General features: G+C 70.4%; 17 protein-coding genes and 1 pseudogene. 5 read left to right on the top strand and 13 right to left on the bottom strand.

The genetic code is table 11. The features are described 5' to 3' along the window. Positions 1-6: 6 nt before the first annotated feature. The 3 genes from O7614_RS10755 to O7614_RS10745 are packed head-to-tail and all read right to left on the bottom strand — an operon-like array spanning position 7 to position 1,909. Positions 7-732 carry a hypothetical protein gene (locus O7614_RS10755; protein WP_278138309.1) on the bottom strand — a complete coding sequence of 242 codons (726 nt, stop codon included), beginning with the start codon at positions 730-732 and terminating at the stop codon, positions 7-9. Between the two features lie 56 nt (positions 733-788). Continuing rightward, positions 789-1,508 (bottom strand): FAD-dependent monooxygenase, encoded by a 720-nt coding sequence (locus O7614_RS10750; protein ID WP_278138308.1) that lies wholly within the window; start codon positions 1,506-1,508, stop codon positions 789-791. Between the two features lie 29 nt (positions 1,509-1,537). Then, entirely contained in the window at positions 1,538-1,909 is a 372-nt protein-coding gene (locus O7614_RS10745) for an NAD(P)-binding protein (RefSeq protein WP_278138307.1), read from the bottom strand. Positions 1,910-1,963: 54 nt separating this feature from the next. Here O7614_RS10745 and O7614_RS10740 point away from each other — a divergent pair, with 54 nt between their 5' ends. The 4 genes from O7614_RS10740 to O7614_RS10725 all read left to right on the top strand — a co-directional run bounded on the left by O7614_RS10740 (position 1,964) and on the right by O7614_RS10725 (position 5,736). Then, positions 1,964-2,656 carry a TetR/AcrR family transcriptional regulator C-terminal domain-containing protein gene (locus tag O7614_RS10740; protein ID WP_278138306.1) on the top strand — a complete coding sequence of 231 codons (693 nt, stop codon included), beginning with the start codon at positions 1,964-1,966 and terminating at the stop codon, positions 2,654-2,656. Positions 2,657-2,887: 231 nt separating this feature from the next. Next, on the top strand, positions 2,888-3,715 hold the full coding sequence (locus O7614_RS10735) for an SAM-dependent methyltransferase (protein WP_278138305.1): 828 nt from the start codon (positions 2,888-2,890) through the stop codon (positions 3,713-3,715). A 218-nt stretch (positions 3,716-3,933) separates the two neighbouring features. After that, positions 3,934-4,167, top strand: a complete 234-nt coding sequence (locus tag O7614_RS10730; RefSeq protein WP_278138304.1) for a holin — start codon at positions 3,934-3,936, stop codon at positions 4,165-4,167. Between the two features lie 303 nt (positions 4,168-4,470). Next, positions 4,471-5,736: a PHB depolymerase family esterase gene (locus tag O7614_RS10725; protein ID WP_278138303.1), complete on the top strand. Its 1,266-nt coding sequence runs from the start codon at positions 4,471-4,473 to the stop codon at positions 5,734-5,736. Between the two features lie 14 nt (positions 5,737-5,750). Here O7614_RS10725 and O7614_RS10720 read toward each other — a convergent pair whose 3' ends face one another. From O7614_RS10720 to O7614_RS10680, 9 genes and pseudogenes are all read right to left on the bottom strand, one after another. Further along, positions 5,751-6,662 carry a serine hydrolase gene (locus O7614_RS10720; protein ID WP_278138302.1) on the bottom strand — a complete coding sequence of 304 codons (912 nt, stop codon included), beginning with the start codon at positions 6,660-6,662 and terminating at the stop codon, positions 5,751-5,753. Continuing rightward, entirely contained in the window at positions 6,655-6,864 is a 210-nt protein-coding gene (locus tag O7614_RS10715; RefSeq protein ID WP_278138301.1) for a hypothetical protein, read from the bottom strand. The genes O7614_RS10720 and O7614_RS10715 overlap by 8 nt, the downstream gene beginning before the upstream one ends. 630 nt (positions 6,865-7,494) lie before the next feature. After that, positions 7,495-7,995, bottom strand: coding sequence for a SigE family RNA polymerase sigma factor (locus O7614_RS10710; RefSeq protein ID WP_278138300.1), 501 nt, complete (start codon positions 7,993-7,995; stop codon positions 7,495-7,497). Beyond that, entirely contained in the window at positions 7,988-8,878 is an 891-nt protein-coding gene (locus tag O7614_RS10705) for a hypothetical protein (protein WP_278138299.1), read from the bottom strand. The genes O7614_RS10710 and O7614_RS10705 overlap by 8 nt, the downstream gene beginning before the upstream one ends. A 798-nt stretch (positions 8,879-9,676) precedes the next feature. Next, complete coding sequence (locus O7614_RS10700; protein ID WP_278142219.1) at positions 9,677-10,450, bottom strand: Ig domain-containing protein; 774 nt, start codon at positions 10,448-10,450, stop codon at positions 9,677-9,679. A 171-nt stretch (positions 10,451-10,621) separates the two neighbouring features. After that, a pseudogene (locus O7614_RS10695) lies at positions 10,622-10,946 on the bottom strand (XRE family transcriptional regulator); the annotation flags it as partial. A gap of 42 nt (positions 10,947-10,988) precedes the next feature. Beyond that, a complete protein-coding gene (locus O7614_RS10690; protein ID WP_278138298.1) occupies positions 10,989-11,681 on the bottom strand; it encodes a class I SAM-dependent methyltransferase in 693 nt (230 codons plus the stop codon). Next, positions 11,678-12,391, bottom strand: coding sequence for a TIGR04282 family arsenosugar biosynthesis glycosyltransferase (locus O7614_RS10685; RefSeq protein WP_278138297.1), 714 nt, complete (start codon positions 12,389-12,391; stop codon positions 11,678-11,680). Before O7614_RS10685 ends, O7614_RS10690 begins: the two co-directional genes overlap by 4 nt. After that, positions 12,388-13,062 carry a glycosyltransferase family 2 protein gene (locus tag O7614_RS10680; protein WP_278138296.1) on the bottom strand — a complete coding sequence of 225 codons (675 nt, stop codon included), beginning with the start codon at positions 13,060-13,062 and terminating at the stop codon, positions 12,388-12,390. The genes O7614_RS10685 and O7614_RS10680 overlap by 4 nt, the downstream gene beginning before the upstream one ends. Before the next feature lie 145 nt (positions 13,063-13,207). On the opposite strand from O7614_RS10680, the gene O7614_RS10675 reads away from it, so the two are divergent. Further along, positions 13,208-14,620: a hypothetical protein gene (locus O7614_RS10675; protein WP_278138295.1), complete on the top strand. Its 1,413-nt coding sequence runs from the start codon at positions 13,208-13,210 to the stop codon at positions 14,618-14,620. Positions 14,621-14,642: 22 nt separating this feature from the next. Here the strand turns inward: O7614_RS10675 and O7614_RS10670 are convergent, their stop codons facing one another. Next, on the bottom strand, positions 14,643-15,704 hold the full coding sequence (locus tag O7614_RS10670; RefSeq protein ID WP_278138294.1) for an NAD-dependent epimerase/dehydratase family protein: 1,062 nt from the start codon (positions 15,702-15,704) through the stop codon (positions 14,643-14,645). Between the last annotated feature and the right edge of the window lie 69 nt (positions 15,705-15,773).

Raw genomic sequence — 15,773 nt, 5'->3', positions numbered from 1 at the left:
GGCAGCCTACTGTGCACCGCCTGCGTCCTCGATCTTTGCCAGCGCCGCGGCGTACTCGGCGTCGGTGAGCGCGCCACGCTGATGTTGCCGAGCCAGCGCGTGGATGTCCCGCCGCCGATCGACCCCGGGCCCACCGCGGGCGGCGCGGGATCGACCCACCGGGGCGGACGCGCTCGTCGTGCCGGCCCCGCCGGTGAGCGACCGAGTCGGCCCACTGGCCTGCGCGGTGCGTCCGGGCTGCGCGTCACGCTGGTGCGCCCGCAACGTCGTCAGGATCTCGTCGTAGTGCTCGGGCCAGGTGGCCAGCCGCCCCACCTCGGGCCGGAACGTGAACGGCCGCAGCAGGTCACCCCGCTGGAGCGCGGTCTGAACCGACACCCCGTCGGTCCGCTCGATGATGATCGCGGAGCGGCCCATGTCCAGACCCGCGATGGTGGCGATACCGCTGTGTATGGACGCGACCGACGCCCAGGGGACCGTGGTCGTCCGCAGCATGGTCCTGGACCGGATACCGAACGCACTGACGTAGACCCCGAGCATCGCCTGCCGTACGCCGACGGCGAAGCAGACGGCCAGCCACGCCCCGACCAGGATCGCGACGGGCAGGGGGAACGGCCGCTCGCGTACGTACATGATCGACAGGATCGTGCCGAAAGCGGCCTGCCCGACCAGGCCCACCATCGCGAAGCCGGTCGCGGCGTCCAGAGAGTACGGGCGCTGCCATCTACCCATGCCGCCATAGTGTCCGGCGGCGTCCAGGTGCAGCCGACAGAGCGCACGGGCGGCCGTCAGTCTGGCTGGACCTGGTCGAACAGGGCGAGCGCTTCGGCCGGGTCCGGGCTCACGAGGCGTTCCAGCCCGGCCGTCGTGATCGCCGCCCACCTGGCGGCCCGCTCCCACATCCGCCCCTCGAAGGCGCGGACAACCTCGTCCAGGTCTTCAGACCCGGTGGCGATGGACTCGGCGAGTTCGGCGCCTTCCCACATCGCGAGGTTCGCACCCGCCCCCAACGGGGGCATCAGGTGGGCGGCGTCCCCCAGCAGCGTCACCCCGCAGGTGTGTGCCCAGGTGTGGGACACGGGCAGGACGTAGAGGGGTCGGTGGACGAACGCCGAGCCGTGGCGGAGGAGGTCGAGTACGGGATCGGCCCAGCCGTCGAACAGAGCCAGCAGGCTTGATCGCACGGCCTCGACGTCGGCCAGGTCCAGGTTCGCGTGCCAGTCCATCGGCGCGCGGAACTGGGCGTACACCCTGACGTGGCCGCCGCTGTTGCGCTGGGCGACGAGGGCGCGGTTCACGCCGTACACAGCCACGGAGCCGTCGCCGATCAGTCGGGCCAGGTCGGGGTGGCGGATGTCGACCTCGTCGAGGAAGGTTTCGACAGAGGCGACGCCGGTGTAGTGCGGCGTCACCGGTGAGACCGCCGGGCGGACCCGGGACCAGGCGCCGTCCGCTCCGACCACGAGGTCGAACGTCTCCTCTCGCCCGTCGGCGAATTGCACCAGCACGCCGTCTCGGGTTCCCGGCACCACCTGGGTCACACGCCCCGCCCCCACTGGACGTCCAGACGACCGAGCAACAGATCGCGGAGTTGTCCGCGGTCGATCTCGGGATTGGCCCGGTCGTCGGGACGTGGTCGCCAGTCGCGTAGGACGGTGCCGGTCGTGTCCAGGATGCGCATGGCCTGCCCCTCGGGGCGAGACAGCACGTGGAACTCGGCCAGCAGCCCCGCCTTGTCCAACGCGGATTGGCCCAGCCCTTCGTGCAGGTCCAGGGTGCCGCCCGGAGGGCGGGCGTCGGGGGCGGGATCGCGTTCGAGGATCGTGACGGGGAAGCCGTGGCGGTGCAGGACACGGGCGAAGGTGAGGCCGCCAGGGCCCCCACCGACGACGGCGATACGGTGCCTCATGGCGATACACCGTATCGGCCCATACGATGCCTGGCAAAGAGAACGGATGTGATCATGACGGTGTGGGACCGGCCGGAGCCGCCGAATCGCCTCGTGCCGCTCGACCGCGAACGCATCGTCGCCGCCGCCATCGCGCTGGCCGACGAGGGCGGCCTCGACGCGGTGTCGTTGCGCAAGGTCGCCGCCCGGCTGAACGCCGGCCCCATGCGGCTGTACGGATACATCGCCACCAAGAGCGAGCTGTTGGACCTCATGGTGGACGAGATCTACGCCGAGATCCTCCCCCGCGAGCAACCCGGTGACTGGCGGGAGGCGCTGGGCATCCTCGCCCACCGCACCAGGCAGACCGCACTCCGGCACAACTGGTTGGCCGACCTGCTCGGCGGCCGCCCGACGCTGGGACCGAACGGGCTGGCCGTGGCCGAGGCAACGCTTGCCACCCTCGACGGCCTGGCCGACATCGACACCGTCATGCGCGCCGTGGAGACTGTCAGCGCCTACTTCACCGGCGCGATCAGGCGCGAAATCGCGAACCTACGAGCCGAGCGCGCCACCGGCCTGTCGAGGCACGACTGGCAGCGCGCCTCCGGCCCGCACGTGACGAGAATGCTCGCCACGGGCCGCTTCCCGGCACTGGCCAAGGCGGTGCACCACGGCACGGACGTGGATTCCGAGACGTCCTTCGCGACCGGCCTGGACTGGGTGCTCGACGCCGTGGCGACCAGACTCACCCCACCGCGTGCGTGACGCTCAGCCCTGGGTCCGCCGGGAGGCGGGCATCCCACCACCGGATCGATGCGTGCTGGAACGCCTGCTCAGCGTTTCGCGCGAAGAGTGCGCTGGTGAGGGGACGGTTCGCTGGGAGCGGTACCAGTCGGGGCGGAAATTCAACCGTCCCGATCGCTACACTCGCCGCAGCGCCGGCATCGCCGCCGACAGACCTCGGCCGGCGCCGATCCGAAGTGAATGGAGAAGCCCGTGACCCGCGACAATGCCGTCCCCCCTGGCATCGACCCTCGCGTTCCCAGCGTGGCGCGGGTCTACGACTTCTTCCTGGGCGGCAAGGACAACTTCGAGGTCGACCGGAAGGTCGCCGAGCACGCGCTGCGGATCACACCGGACGGGCCGGCAGCCGGCCAGGCCAACCGGGCCTTCCTCCGTCGCGTGATTCGCTTCCTGGTCGGCGAGGCGGGCATCGACCAGTTCCTCGACATCGGATCAGGGCTGCCCACCCAGGGCAACGTGCACGAGGTCGCCACCGAGCAGAACCCGAAGGCCCAGGTGGTCTACGTGGACAATGACCCGATCGTCCTGACGCACGGGCGGGCTCTGCTGGCCGCGGAGGGCACCGCAACGGTGATCCAGGCAGACATCCGGGCGCCGCAGGAGATCCTCAATCACCCGGACGTACGTCGGTTTCTCGACTTCGAGCGGCCGATCGGGTTGCTGCTCTTCGCGATCCTGCACCACCTCGGTGACGACGAGGACCCGCGAGCGGTGGCAGCGGAATTGATCGACGCGCTGCCCTCCGGCAGCTACGTAGCGATCTCGCACTTCCGCGACCCGGGTGAGCGGGACCCGGAGGGCTCCCGCAAGGCCCGCGAGGTCGAGCGGGTCTTCAACGAGTCGTTGGGCACCGGCCGCTGGCGCACGGACGAGGAGATCCTCTCGTTCGCCGAAGGGCTGACGGTGCTGGAGCCAGGGCTGGTGCCGCTGGCCGAGTGGCGTCCGGAGCCGGATGCACCCGCTCCGACGCAGACCGACACCTATCACACCTTCGTCGGGCTCCTCGCCCGCAAACCGTAGGCGCTCCGCGTTCCGGTGACGTCCGTCGGCAGATGTGCCCCGCCGATGGGGCGCGTCACGTCGGATCTCCACCGGTGGGTCGCGCTCGGTCCGGGACGGGAGTCACCCCCGCCCTCGGCGAGGGCGGCGAGCCCGGAAGGCGACAAGCACTTACCCCTCCTGAGCAGGCATTCTTGGCTTATGGACCAGCCGAGGAACCTACCCATGGAGGTACCACAATGTTCACCACGAAGTTCTGGAAGGCCACCGCCGAGCGCGCGGTGAAGAGTGCCGCGCAGGGTCTGCTGCTCTACTGGGGCGCCGACGTCGTGTTCAACGCCTGGCAGGCGGACTGGGCTGCGGCCGGTGGCATCGCATCCGGTGCGGCGGTGCTGTCGGTGCTCACCTCGCTGGTGAGTGCGAAGGTGTCGGGAGAGGGCGACTCGCCCAGCCTTGTCCGTGCCGAGCAGTAACGGCGACCTACTAGACGAGTAAGTCCTCACTCAAGACGGGCTGCGGGCACAGCGCAGCACGCTCGCCACCCGAATTGGCTGCCTGCAAGGTCGATGTGCGGTTGAGCGGCATACCTCAGAGTCATGAATGTGACGCTGAGGTATACCGCTCACTACCGCAGCCGCCCCCACGGAGGCGACCAGTGACCGCAATGACGGTGAAGCCGTAATCACCCCGTGGTGGCGCCGGTTGCCAGCGGATCTCTACGGCGCTAGGTTGAAATGCCATCGATGAACATCGACATCGCAAGGTCGGGGGCCCGCATGTCCGCGTCTGTCACTCGCCGCACCGTCCTGGCCGGTGGCGCCGGTGCCGCTGTCGGCCTGGCGCTGCCCGCCTCCGCCGCCCACGCCGGTGTCCACCACCCCACCAGCGTGAGGTTCACCCTCGACGCGAAGACGCTCGACGGTGGTGAGCAGGTCACCTCGGTCACCCTCGACACCGGCGGCCTCGGGCCGATCGACCCCGCCGGGCTCACCCCCGGCACGTTCAGCGTGCACGCCAAGGCCACCAGCCCGATCCCGATCGCCCCCGACGATCTGATCTTCAGCGAGTACGACCTGGACCGCACGGTGACCGCAGCCCGGCTCGACCGGCACGGAAACATCGTGCTGGAGCTGAGCCACGCCGAAGGTCAACCGGGCGGTGGCACCCTCGGCTACATCCTCAGCAGGGGCCGCAACGTCCAGCTGGACCTCGTCTACACCATCACGCAGAACACCCCGCTCGTGCGGCGCCACGGCTCGCCGGTCACCATCACGCGCTTCGTGCAGGGGCGGCTGTCCAACCCCGAAGTGGACGCCTTCAGCCACCACGTCTCGCGCTCGGGTATGAAGTACCGGCTGTACTCCCCCGAGCGATCACCCCGCCTCGGTCGACTGCCGTTGATCCTCTGGCTGCACGGCGGCGGCGAGGGTGCGTCACTGCCCGACGACTACTACGACAACGAGACCACGCTGCGCGCCAACCGTGGCGCGCTGGGCTTCGCCACCCCGGAGGCTCAACGGATCTTCTCCGGCGCGTACGTCGTCGCTCCGCAGAGCACTTCGTACTGGATGGAGGACGGCCCGCGGTTCGCCCCGCTGATCCGCGAGATCGTCCAGGACCTCGTACGCCGCAAGCGGGTCGACCCCGACCGGATCTATGTGGTCGGTTGCAGCAACGGCGGCTACATGTCGATGGAGATGACAGTCGCCTATCCCGACCTGTTCGCCGCGTCAGTGCCGATCTGCGGCGTCGTCGAGCCGCTCGGCGGGGACGGCCCGCCGCTGCTCACCGACGCGGAGCTGGCGGCGATCCGCACCCCGACCTGGCTGGTCACCTCGCGCGACGACGACACCGTGCCACCCGAGACCAACACGATCCACGCCCACAACCTCATCCCGGGATCACTGGTCACCCTGTACGACCACGTCGTGTGGAACGGCTACCAGTTTCCCGGTCACTGGTCCTGGATCTACGTGGCCCGCAACGACCCGAGCCGCGACGGCACCCACATCTGGCAGTGGATGGCCCGCCGTCGTCGCTGATCCGTCGTCCGGGATCAACGGTCGGCCGCAGTGGCGGCGCGCATCTCCTTGAGTACGTACGTGGCGGCCTTCTCGACGACGCGGACGCCCTCCTCCTGGCTCACGTGATGGTCGGAGAGCACGGCGATCAGCCAGTCATGACGGGCCTCGACGATCCGTCCGATGCTGTTGACGAGCCAGCGGCCACCGTCGACGTCAGCGGTGTCCCATCCGTTCTTGACATAGACGGAAGGATTGCCCGGCTCCCGCGCGTCGGTGACTCCCCATCGTTGCTCGGGGATCACCTTCTTCATGAGGCCCATGACGAAGGTACGGTCCTGCGGGGTCAACGGTCCCGTGGGCGAGGTCAGCGCGGTCAGCAGACGAAGCTGGTCGGCGGCAGTGGTCGTGGTGAGCCCCCAGTGCGCGTTGGGCTTGGTCTCCCGCAGACCCAGTGACCGGTTCGCGGCGGTGAGGCCACGCGCGCCGTCGATCCGCTGCCACAGGGTCACCGCCGCGGCGTTGTCACTGGACACGATCATGGCTTCGGCCAACCGTCTGGTGTCAGAACTCAGGGCCTTGCCCGGCGGTTTCTGCCGCAGCAGAAGGGCCGCGAGGATGTTGACCTTGACGATGCTGGCCGTCTCGAACCGTTTGGCACCGACGGTCACCGCAGCCGTTCCTTGTCGATCCAGTGCCGCGACCGCCAGGTGGCCGTCGTACCGCTCCACGTAGGCCTCGATGCGCCTTCTCGCCCCATCGATCCGGTCGACGGCCGGCGTCGTGGGAATCGGACTGGCCGGAGAAGGACGCTGCGCCGGGCCGGCTTCGTCGCCGTTGCGACCGCGAGTGGCACCGAAGGCGGCGGTCGCGACGCCGGCGAGAGACATGGTGACCGCGGAGACGACCCAGCGGCGTGGCAGCTGCCGACCTGCCCGCTCAGCCAAGACGGGCCACCGCCTTCGTCGCGATCGAGTCCACCACGGCCTGGCTGCCCGGGTCGGGCAGGCTGACCGTCGAGACCGTCTCGCCTCGTTTCAGTATCACGAAGTAGCGGGTGGTACTCGTGATGCCGGCACGCTCGATGCGGCCTCTGACGAGGATGCCGACGCCGCCCAGATAACGTGGATCGACGACGTCGAAGGACACCCGCGAGGCGTGGACCAGGTAGCTCGAGCACCGTAGGAGAACCCGACGGACGTCTTCGACACTCCGCTCCGCCCACCCAGGTTCGTACGTCTCCACGATGTGGTGGGCCGACGGCGAGCCGTCAGACGGCCGGAAGTGACGCTCCGTGGCAGCACGCCTGTGCGACTTCGCCGCGTAGTCGCTGCTCTGATAGCCGGGGCAGTCATCCTGCTCCCACGGCCAGAGCGGCGGACCGGTTCGAGCGTCGTCCTGGTGCCAGTCCGAGCCCAGGTCGCCCGCGCCCAACAGCATGTGCGAACCGCCCGGCTCGGCGCTCGCCGTGTGTCGCTCGCCGGGGCCGACTCCGGGTTCCGCCCGATGACACCCTCCGGCCATCACCACCAACACCGACAGGACCGCAGGCACGACAGCGATCGGGCCTCGGCCTCGGCCGCGAATCCGGCCGTGGCACGGTCTGCTCGACACGGACACGGGAACCTCCAGACGCAGATAGTTGCCACCGCAGGTCGCACCTCGGGCGACGACGCGTGGGGGCACGCTCGTCGTCGCCGCAGCACGGGCACGATGGTTGCCGCTCGGCGGCCCGACACCCACCGGGATCCGCCGCACCTCGACCTCAGACGCGGCCGGTCAATGGCATTCCTCGGCGAACAGCTCCGAACGGGTATCGCGGAGCAACTCGCGCAGGCGGCCGAGGGAGCGCATGCTCTGGCTCTTGACGACGGCGGTGGATACGCCCACAACCTCGGCGGTCTTCTCCACGCTCAGGTCATCCCAGTAGCGCAGGACGATGATCGCCCGGTCCCGCAACGGCAGGGTGGCGACCGCATCCAGCAACGTCATGCGCAGCTCGGCCGGATGTTCCTCGCCCCGATCCGGCGGCGCCGACATCGCCAACTCGCGGCTGGAGCGACGCCGCTGCTGGTCGATCATGCAGCGCAGCAGAACCTTGCGGGCGTACGCATGCGGGTCGTCGGCCCGACGGACCCGCCTCCAGTTGGCGTACACCTTGGCCAGCGTCGTCTGGGTGAGGTCCTGGGCGAGATGCCAGTCGCGGCACATCAGAAACGCGGCGTCGCGCAGCCGGCCCGCCGCCGCCTGCGCGAACTCCACGAAGTCTTCGTCAGCCATTCGACCGGGCCAGCGTCGCGAACCTCTTGGCACCACTGGTGACGAACTCGACCGGCAGTCTCGTCCCCCAGTTCGGGTTGGCGGCGATCTCGATCGCCTCGCTCACGGAGAGGGCGGGCGGTGCCGGCGAGGATCCCTTGCCGTCCCAGGCCAGACAGGTGGAGATCGCCAGAGCGATCTGGAGTCCGCTGCGGTGGTACACCGTAACCATCTTGTTCTGCACGCAGTTGTCGGGAATCTCGGTCAGCTCCACCGTCCCCGGAGGCGGGTCGCCGCCGAGGTTGTCCTGGTAGATCGAGAGCCGCAGCATGCCCAGCCCTTCGCCTCGATCGAGGAAGAGCTGTATGTATGGCATTCCGGGGCCTGCGCCGCTGCTCTGGAGGCTCCGGTATCCGCCGGTCTTCCCTTCGGGGAGAAGCCGGGTCAACAGTTCCATAGCGCCCTGCGGTGTGGTGGTCCGCAGCTCACCGTCCGGCCCGGGCCCGATCCTCACGGTGTCGATCACCTTGGTGAAGGGGTTCGGCGGGTTGGAGAGGCGGGGCACGTTCCCCTGCCCGTCGTCGGTGCCCTCGGCAAACCCGCGCCGGGCACCGGCTGGGGCGTCAGTCGGGGGCGGTGTGGCGGTGTCGACCAGCCCACCCGGCGAGCCGACGTTCGGCCCGCCGGGCTGGCCGGCGTCATCGGTACCGACGCCGAGCGGCCCGGCGACCAGGCCGATCACCAGCAGCATCGCCAGTGCCGATCCGCCGGCGCCGAACTGCGCCAGGCGGCGCTGGCGGCGCAGTCGGCGACCCTGCACCACTGACTGCTGGATCAGGTCACCCAACGGTGGCGCGGGGTGGCGGGCCAGATCGTCCCTGAAACGTCCACGGACCTCACCCATGTCCCGTACCCCTCGTCGGTCGACCGCCCACCGTGGCGATCCGTCACCTACCTGACGGGTTGGGGAACCGATTTGGTTACCGAGTTGGGCGCGATTTTTCAGCCGCCGCGGTCGGCGTCCGCGACGCTTTCAGCACGCGTGCGACCATCTCCGCCTGGCGGTGGACGGCCACCGCCCCGACACCGCACCAAAATGAATGGCCTCGCCGACCCGTTCCGGCCTACCGTGCAACGAGGTTCGCATCTCCGACGCATTCACGAGAGGACCTCACCCCGCGTGACACCGCCTGCTCTCTAGACCTGACACCTCCCCCGCGCCTGGGCTGCCGACGTCGCCGTCGGTTCGTTCCCATGCCTTCTGTCAGATCATTGGAGAGATCATGTCTACGCGTCCTTCTATCGCGCTGCCCTGGCCCGTCGGGCGCATGCGCCTTCCCCTGCTCGCATTGGGCTGCGTCCATTGCGCTTCCGACATCGGCGACCGGGCGTTCCGCGTCATCGCCGTCGGCGAGCTTCTCACCACCAGGCCCCTGGTCGCCTACGCCGCCAGCGAACACACCAACACGATCATCGTCAGCAGTCGATTTCTGGGTCAGCATGTGCACCCGGCCCTCGTGACGGGCCGTTCCGACAGATCCTCGGACCGTCGGCCGCCGTCGAGGCGAGAGCAACGCTGGCCCCGCCCGGGACTGCATCACGCGGCGGCCCGCACGCGGTCGCTCAGGACGCGTGAACGACGGTCAGGACCGGCCCGATACCGACGACGGAGGTGACTGCCGGGTGCGATAGCGGCAGCTGGTCAGCAGCGCGTGCAGGGGGAGTCTTTTCTGACGATCCAGCTGAAGGTGGTACTGCCCTGTCCGCCTCCGACGGCCGTGACCGTGACGGTGTAGCTGCCTATGGTGGTGAGTGTGCCGCTGATCCGGCCGGTCGAGGCGTTGATGGCCAGCCCAGGAGGCAAGCCGGTCGCCGACCAGGTGTACGAGCCGCTCCCGCCGGTGGCCTGCATCTGCAACGCCACGGTGTCCGGCTTGAGCATGCTCTGGGTGCCGGGGTTGGTGACCGTCACCGCCCCGCTCGGCGGAGTTATGGGGATATCCGGTGGCGGGCACGTCAGCGATACCGGCTGAGACCCTGCCGTTCTGGTGATGAACTCCGGAGTCCCCGAGAGGAACTGGACGGTGGCGGTCGCTCGACCCGAGTAGTAGCCCGACTCGCAGAGCGTGCCCGGGTTGGCGACGCCAAGACCGAACAGGGTTACGTTGGTGTCCTGCCAAACCTCTGTCCGGCCGTTCACTGTTTGGCCAGGGCCGCCGACCAGCCCGTGGTACAGCAACTCCACGGTGAGGTCCACGCGACGCACTGGACCGTCGCACTGGACACTTGCGCTGTACACGACGGTCTTGGCGTCGGTCTTGCCCGGTGGGCTGTCCGGCGTGACCCACCCGCAGTAATGACCGTCGGGAACCGTGGCGGACGCCGGGGCGGCGAAACCCAGGGATGCGATGACCATGGCAGCCGCCGCCATCAGCAATAGGCGGGATCTGTCGCGGCGCGAGAGTTCCACATACATCGATGAATGGTCGCACGGAGGCGTCGGAGTCAGCAATGGCCGAGCCGTCGGGGCTCCCACGACCCGAACCCGGAGGAGGACAGGGCCCACACGATCGGGTCGCGCTTCGCCGCGGCGGTCATCACCACCAGCCGCCACGACCGCACCGGCGGATGACTTGACCACGGGGCCACGGGCGTCGTCACGACTGGAACGCGGGCCGATCGAGCAGGTCCGAGGTGACCTGGCGGGCGTACCCGTTGAAGCGGAATGTCTCCGGGGCCGACTCGTACGCCTGCCGGAGGGCCATCACTGCCGATTCCTTGTCGTCCTTGCCGTAGTGCGGCCGCGCGACCTCGATGTGATGGCGTGCCGGCGCGGCCTCGACGGGATCGCCGCAGGTTCATGGCGGCGTGCCTGTCGCGACGCCGCACCGGACTTCTGCGCCTCCACCGCCACGTCACCGCGTGAGCGCCGATGATGATCGTGGGAAATATGTCTGCGGCTGATAGAAGCCCAGGTCAACGATGCGCACGGCCAGGGCGCCGCCGCACTGACTTCAATCAACTGGGCCGACCGCGCCAGGGCTGTCCGCGGTCAACTCGCCGAACCAGCGGCAATCGAGGCGGAACACCTCGCGGACCGTGAGTCCGGCCGCCGACGCCACTCCGGCGACCGCCATCGTGTCGAGCCGCGCCCACCGGAAGGGTGGCCCGAGGCGCGATCCATCGCCGGGGACCTGGAGGGCCAGTTGGGCCTCACCGCGCCACAGTCCCGGACCGGGGGGTTCGAGTTCGACGAGCACGGTGCCACCTGGGCGCAGCAGGTCATGGCATCGGCCGAGCAGGGTGAGGGGGTCGCCGCCGATGCCGATGTTCCCGTCGATCAGGAGCACGTGTGCCCAGCGTCCCTCGGCGGGCAGCGGGGCGAAGACGTCCCCGTGGAGAGCGATCGCGCCTCGGGCCCGGGTCAGGCGGACCGCCTGCGCGGAGATGTCGACTCCCACCGCTGTCAGCCCGGCGTGGGTGAGGGCCAGTGTGAGTCGGCCTGGACCGCAGCCCAGGTCGAGCGCCGGGCCGGTGCACCGGGCTACGAGTGCGGCCACCGCCGGTTCGGCTGGGCCGTGCCACCGGCGTACCGGGAGGCGGCATCGCCAGCCGTTGTCGCCGTGCACCAGCCAGTGGTCGCCGGTGCGGCGCCGCAACGCGCTGCCGAATGCCTCGATCGGCCTGGCCCGTACGCTGCGGCTCATCGTGGGATTCCGGGCGTCAGGCTGCGCTGGACCGCCGCGACCTGGCGCGCGAACCGGTCGCAGGTAGCGTGCCGCTCTGAACGGCTCTCCGGTTGGGCAGCGCCTGCGGCCACCGCCAGCGCGTCGGGCCACTCGTCGACGTCTTGGAGTAGGGGTAGGCGAGCTACGCGCAGACCCTGCTTGCGCAAGGCCACGATGGTGTGATGTCCGGTCAGTGCGGTGGACATCGGCACGGTCCTCAGCGCGGCGGCGTGCCGAGGGTCGCGCAGACCCAGCGCCCACCAACCGCCGTCGATGGCAGGGCCGAGCACGGCGTCGGTCAGGGTGAGGCGGTGGACGGCCGCGTCGAGTTGCGCGGGGGTCAGCTGTGGTGTGTCCATGCCGATCTGGAGCACGGGTCGACCCGGGTAGGCGTCAGCCACATCGGCGTGGGCGTTGGCGAGACGGTCGCCGAGGTCGGTGCCGCGCTGCGGCAGGATCTGCCAGCCGGCGATCGCCGCGGTCAGTTCGGCGGCCTCTTCGGCGTCGGCCAGCCGACCCTGGAGGGCGAGAACGGGTGTCACGCCGGGCGTTGCGCGTACCGTGTCCAGGCTGTCCAGCAGTGCCGCAGCGGCGATCCGGGCCGCCTGCAGGTGGCTGGCCGGTGGACAGAGACGAGTCTTCACCGCCCCGGGCACGGGTGCCTTCGCCATCACCAACAGGACGGTCATCGCGACCGCTCCACCGTGCGCAGGACCCCGGCGAAGTCCCGGGTCGCGCGCAGCGTGCCGCGCACCGAGCCGGAGACCTTGCTCCGGGTGCCGGCGGCGCGGTGCGAGTACCGTACGTCGAGTTCCCAGATCCTCCAGCCCGCGGCAGCGGCGCGGATGAGCAGTTCCAACGGGTATCCGAAGGCGCGGTCGGTGACTCCGAGGCCGAGCAGCGCTTCACGGCGGGCCACCCGAATCGGGCTGAGATCGCGTAGCGGTATGCCTCGGTGTCGCAGCAGCGCCGCGACCAGTGCGGTGCCGGCTCGGGCATGCCATGGCCAGACGCCGGCCGCGACGGGCCGACGACGACCGACCACCAGATCGGCCGATCCGCCGGCCACCGGCGCGACCAGCGCCGGGAGTTGTCTCGGGTCGAAGGAGCCGTCGGCGTCGAGCACACAGACCAGCGCGGCCTCGGCCGCCTCCAGACCGGTGTGTACGGCCGCGCCGTAGCCCCGGCGCGCTTCGTGGACGACCCGGGCGCCGTGCCGGGCAGCGATCTCCGGTGAGCCGTCCCGGGAGCCGTTGTCCACCACGATCGCCCGGTAACCGGGGGGCAGTGCGGTCAGTACGCCGGGTAGCGCAGCGGCTTCGTCAAGACACGGCAGTACCACGTCGATCGGTGATGGCATACCAGAAACGCTAGGACGCCAAGGCGCCCGAGATGGGCGAAATAACACCATCGGCATCCTTGCTGGCGTCGCTCCCTTCTCGAACGGTGGTGTCCTGCCCGTTCCCGCACCACCGGGCCGGAGGTGGCCGTACCGTCCGGTCGTCATGAAAGTGCTCGCGCCCGTGCGGCGGGGACCGGAACTGCCCGCCCGACGCGTCGACGCCGACCTGGTGGTGCTCGGCGTCGAGGTGGCGTTGGTCGCTGCCGCGGTGGCGGTGGGCGTGCTGCTCAACGCGCGTGGTGTCGGTCTGCATGCCGACGCCGCGCCGCTCTACGCCACCTGGCGTCCGCACCTGGGTTGGGGCACACCGGCCGCGCTGCTGGTCGCCGTCGGGGTGCTCGGCTGGGGCGTCCAATGGGCCCGCACCGCCGGGTGGGGCCGGCTACTGATGGCGGCCTACCTCGCGGCGGTAGCGTGGACGATGTCGTTGGCGCTGGTGGACGGCTGGTCGGCCGGTTTCACCCGGCGACTCACCCCGCAGGCCGAATACCTGCACGAGGTGCCCCGGGTCACCGACGTCACGGCCATGCTGTCTGGTTTCAGCGCCCGGATCCTCGATTTCCAGCCGGATGCGTGGTCCACCCACACCGCCGGCCATCCACCGGGGGCGCTGCTGCTCTTCGTCGGGTTGGACCGGATCGGCCTCGGCGGCCCCACCGTCGCCGCCCTGGCATGCGTACTGGTGGGAGCCACCGTCACCGTGTCGGTGCCGGTGACGCTGCGGGCCCTCGGTGCGGAAGAGGCCGCCCGCCAGGTGCTGCCGTTTCTGGTGCTGCTGCCCGGCGCGATCTGGGTGGGAGTCTCGGCCGATGGCATCTTCACCGGGGTGGTCGCCGCGGGGCTGGCCCTGCTGGCGGTGCGCGGACCGGCCGCCGCCGCAGTCGGGGGCCTGTTGCTCGGCTTCGCCCTCTACCTGTCGTACGGCTTCGTACTGGTCGGCGTCCTGGCCCTGGCGGTGGTGGCGCTGCGGCCCCGGGACCGGTGGCCGGCGGCGCTCGCGGCACTGGCCGGGGCCGGCACGGTGGTGGCCACGTTCACGCTGGCCGGTTTCTGGTGGCTGGACGGGTACGACCTGGTGGTTGAGCGGTATCACCAGGGCTGGGCCGCGGATCGCCCATACGGGTACTGGGTGTGGGCGAACATGGCGGCGCTTCTACTTTCTGCGGGCCCGGTGCTCGGGCCCGCACTGCTTCGGACCGCGCTCGCGTCGGCCGGTCCGGCGCGAACCGTTGCGATGCGATGGCGCGGGCCGGACCGAGCCGGGATGATCGCCCGGCTTGACGCCCTGCGGGGCGCCGGGCCCACGGTGCTGCTGCCGCTGGCCGCCGTGCTGGCGGTCGGCGCGGCTGATCTGTCCGGACTGAGCAAGGCCGAGGTGGAACGGATCTGGCTACCGTTCGTGGTCTGGCTGCTGGTGGCCGCCGCCCACCTTCCATCGCCCGCCCGACGGGTCTGGTTGGCCGGGCAGGTGGTCACCGCTCTCGCGGTCAGTCACCTGCTCTGGACGGTGTCCTGACTCGCCGGCGGCACTGCGGGTCTCAAGCGCTGAGGGCGGCCGGTTCCCGTAGCGGATCGGTGGCGAAGGCGGTCACCCCCTCGGCGAACCCGACCCGGGCGGTGTAGCCGAGCAGCTTCGCCGCCCGCCGGGGATCGGCGACCACGTGTCGGACGTCCGCCGCCCGGCCGCCACCGTGAATCAGCGGCGCCGGCCCCGCCATCGCTTCGGCGAGGGCGGCGGCCAGTTCGCCGACCGTGTGCGGCTCGCCGGAGCAGACGTTGACGGGTACGAGGCCCTGCGGTGGCGGGGCGGTCAACGCCAGCAGGTTGGCCCGGGCGACGTCGGTGACGTGGACGAAGTCGCGGCGCTGCCGGCCATCCTCCAGCACCCTCGGCGGCAGGCCCGCCGCCAGTGCGGACCGGAAGATCGAGGCCACCCCCGCGTACGGGGTGTCCCGCGGCATCCGAGGGCCGTAGACGTTGTGGTAGCGCAGCGCCCAGACGCTCCCGCCGGTCTGCCGCGCCCACGCGGCGGCCAGGTGTTCCTGGGCAAGCTTGGTGGCCGCGTACGTGCTTCGCGGCTCGAGTAGCGCGTCCTCGGGCACCAGAGCCGGCGAGAGGGCGCCCGCGCAGTCCGGGCAGGTTGGCTCGTACCGGCCGGCGGCCAGGTCGGCGACGCTGCGGGAGCCGGGCCGTACGGTGCCGTGCGTCGCGCAGACGTACCGACCCTCGCCGTAGACGACCATCGAGCTGGCCAGCACCAGCCGGGTCACACGGGCCCGGTGCATCGCGGCGAGCAGCACCACAGTGGCGTAGTCGTTGTGGCTGACGTAGTCGGGGGCGTCGGACGGATCCAGCCCGTGTCCCACCATCGCCGCCTGGTGGCACACCGCGTCCACACCGGGCAGAAGCCGGTCCAGCAGGTTGGCATTCCGGACGTCACCGACCACCGGGTCGTGCCGCCGGGACCACTCGGGGAGTTCCCCGCCGTGCGCCTGAGGCAGCAACGCGTCGAGCGCCACCAGGTCGTGGCCCTCGGCGACCAGCAGGTCGGCGATCTGCGATCCGATGAAACCGGCCGCGCCGGTGAGTAGTACCCGCACCCCGGTGACCGTAGACCGCGCCCGGCCGGAGCGGGGCCGGTTCGCCCGCCTGCCAGGCCATCGGTATCA

Origin of the sequence: Micromonospora sp. WMMD961, from assembly GCF_029626145.1 — a bacterium.
GTDB lineage: Bacteria > Actinomycetota > Actinomycetes > Mycobacteriales > Micromonosporaceae > Micromonospora.
Note: the sequence above shows the minus strand (reverse complement) of the source record. Positions and strands in the feature narration are given on the sequence as shown.

What these genes read in the sequence shown, in the direction of transcription:
- O7614_RS10710 (WP_278138300.1), bottom strand. Translation starts at nt 7,995, where the DNA reads ATGGCTGACGAAGACTTCGTGGAGTTCGCGCAGGCGGCGGCGGGCCGG.
- O7614_RS10745 (WP_278138307.1), bottom strand. Translation starts at nt 1,909, where the DNA reads ATGAGGCACCGTATCGCCGTCGTCGGTGGGGGCCCTGGCGGCCTCACC.
- O7614_RS10680 (WP_278138296.1), bottom strand. Translation starts at nt 13,062, where the DNA reads ATGCCATCACCGATCGACGTGGTACTGCCGTGTCTTGACGAAGCCGCT.
- O7614_RS10690 (WP_278138298.1), bottom strand. Translation starts at nt 11,681, where the DNA reads ATGAGCCGCAGCGTACGGGCCAGGCCGATCGAGGCATTCGGCAGCGCG.
- O7614_RS10685 (WP_278138297.1), bottom strand. Translation starts at nt 12,391, where the DNA reads ATGACCGTCCTGTTGGTGATGGCGAAGGCACCCGTGCCCGGGGCGGTG.
- O7614_RS10755 (WP_278138309.1), bottom strand. Translation starts at nt 732, where the DNA reads ATGGGTAGATGGCAGCGCCCGTACTCTCTGGACGCCGCGACCGGCTTC.
- O7614_RS10740 (WP_278138306.1), top strand. Translation starts at nt 1,964, where the DNA reads ATGACGGTGTGGGACCGGCCGGAGCCGCCGAATCGCCTCGTGCCGCTC.
- O7614_RS10675 (WP_278138295.1), top strand. Translation starts at nt 13,208, where the DNA reads ATGAAAGTGCTCGCGCCCGTGCGGCGGGGACCGGAACTGCCCGCCCGA.
- O7614_RS10725 (WP_278138303.1), top strand. Translation starts at nt 4,471, where the DNA reads ATGTCCGCGTCTGTCACTCGCCGCACCGTCCTGGCCGGTGGCGCCGGT.
- O7614_RS10730 (WP_278138304.1), top strand. Translation starts at nt 3,934, where the DNA reads ATGTTCACCACGAAGTTCTGGAAGGCCACCGCCGAGCGCGCGGTGAAG.
- O7614_RS10705 (WP_278138299.1), bottom strand. Translation starts at nt 8,878, where the DNA reads ATGGGTGAGGTCCGTGGACGTTTCAGGGACGATCTGGCCCGCCACCCC.
- O7614_RS10700 (WP_278142219.1), bottom strand. Translation starts at nt 10,450, where the DNA reads ATGTATGTGGAACTCTCGCGCCGCGACAGATCCCGCCTATTGCTGATG.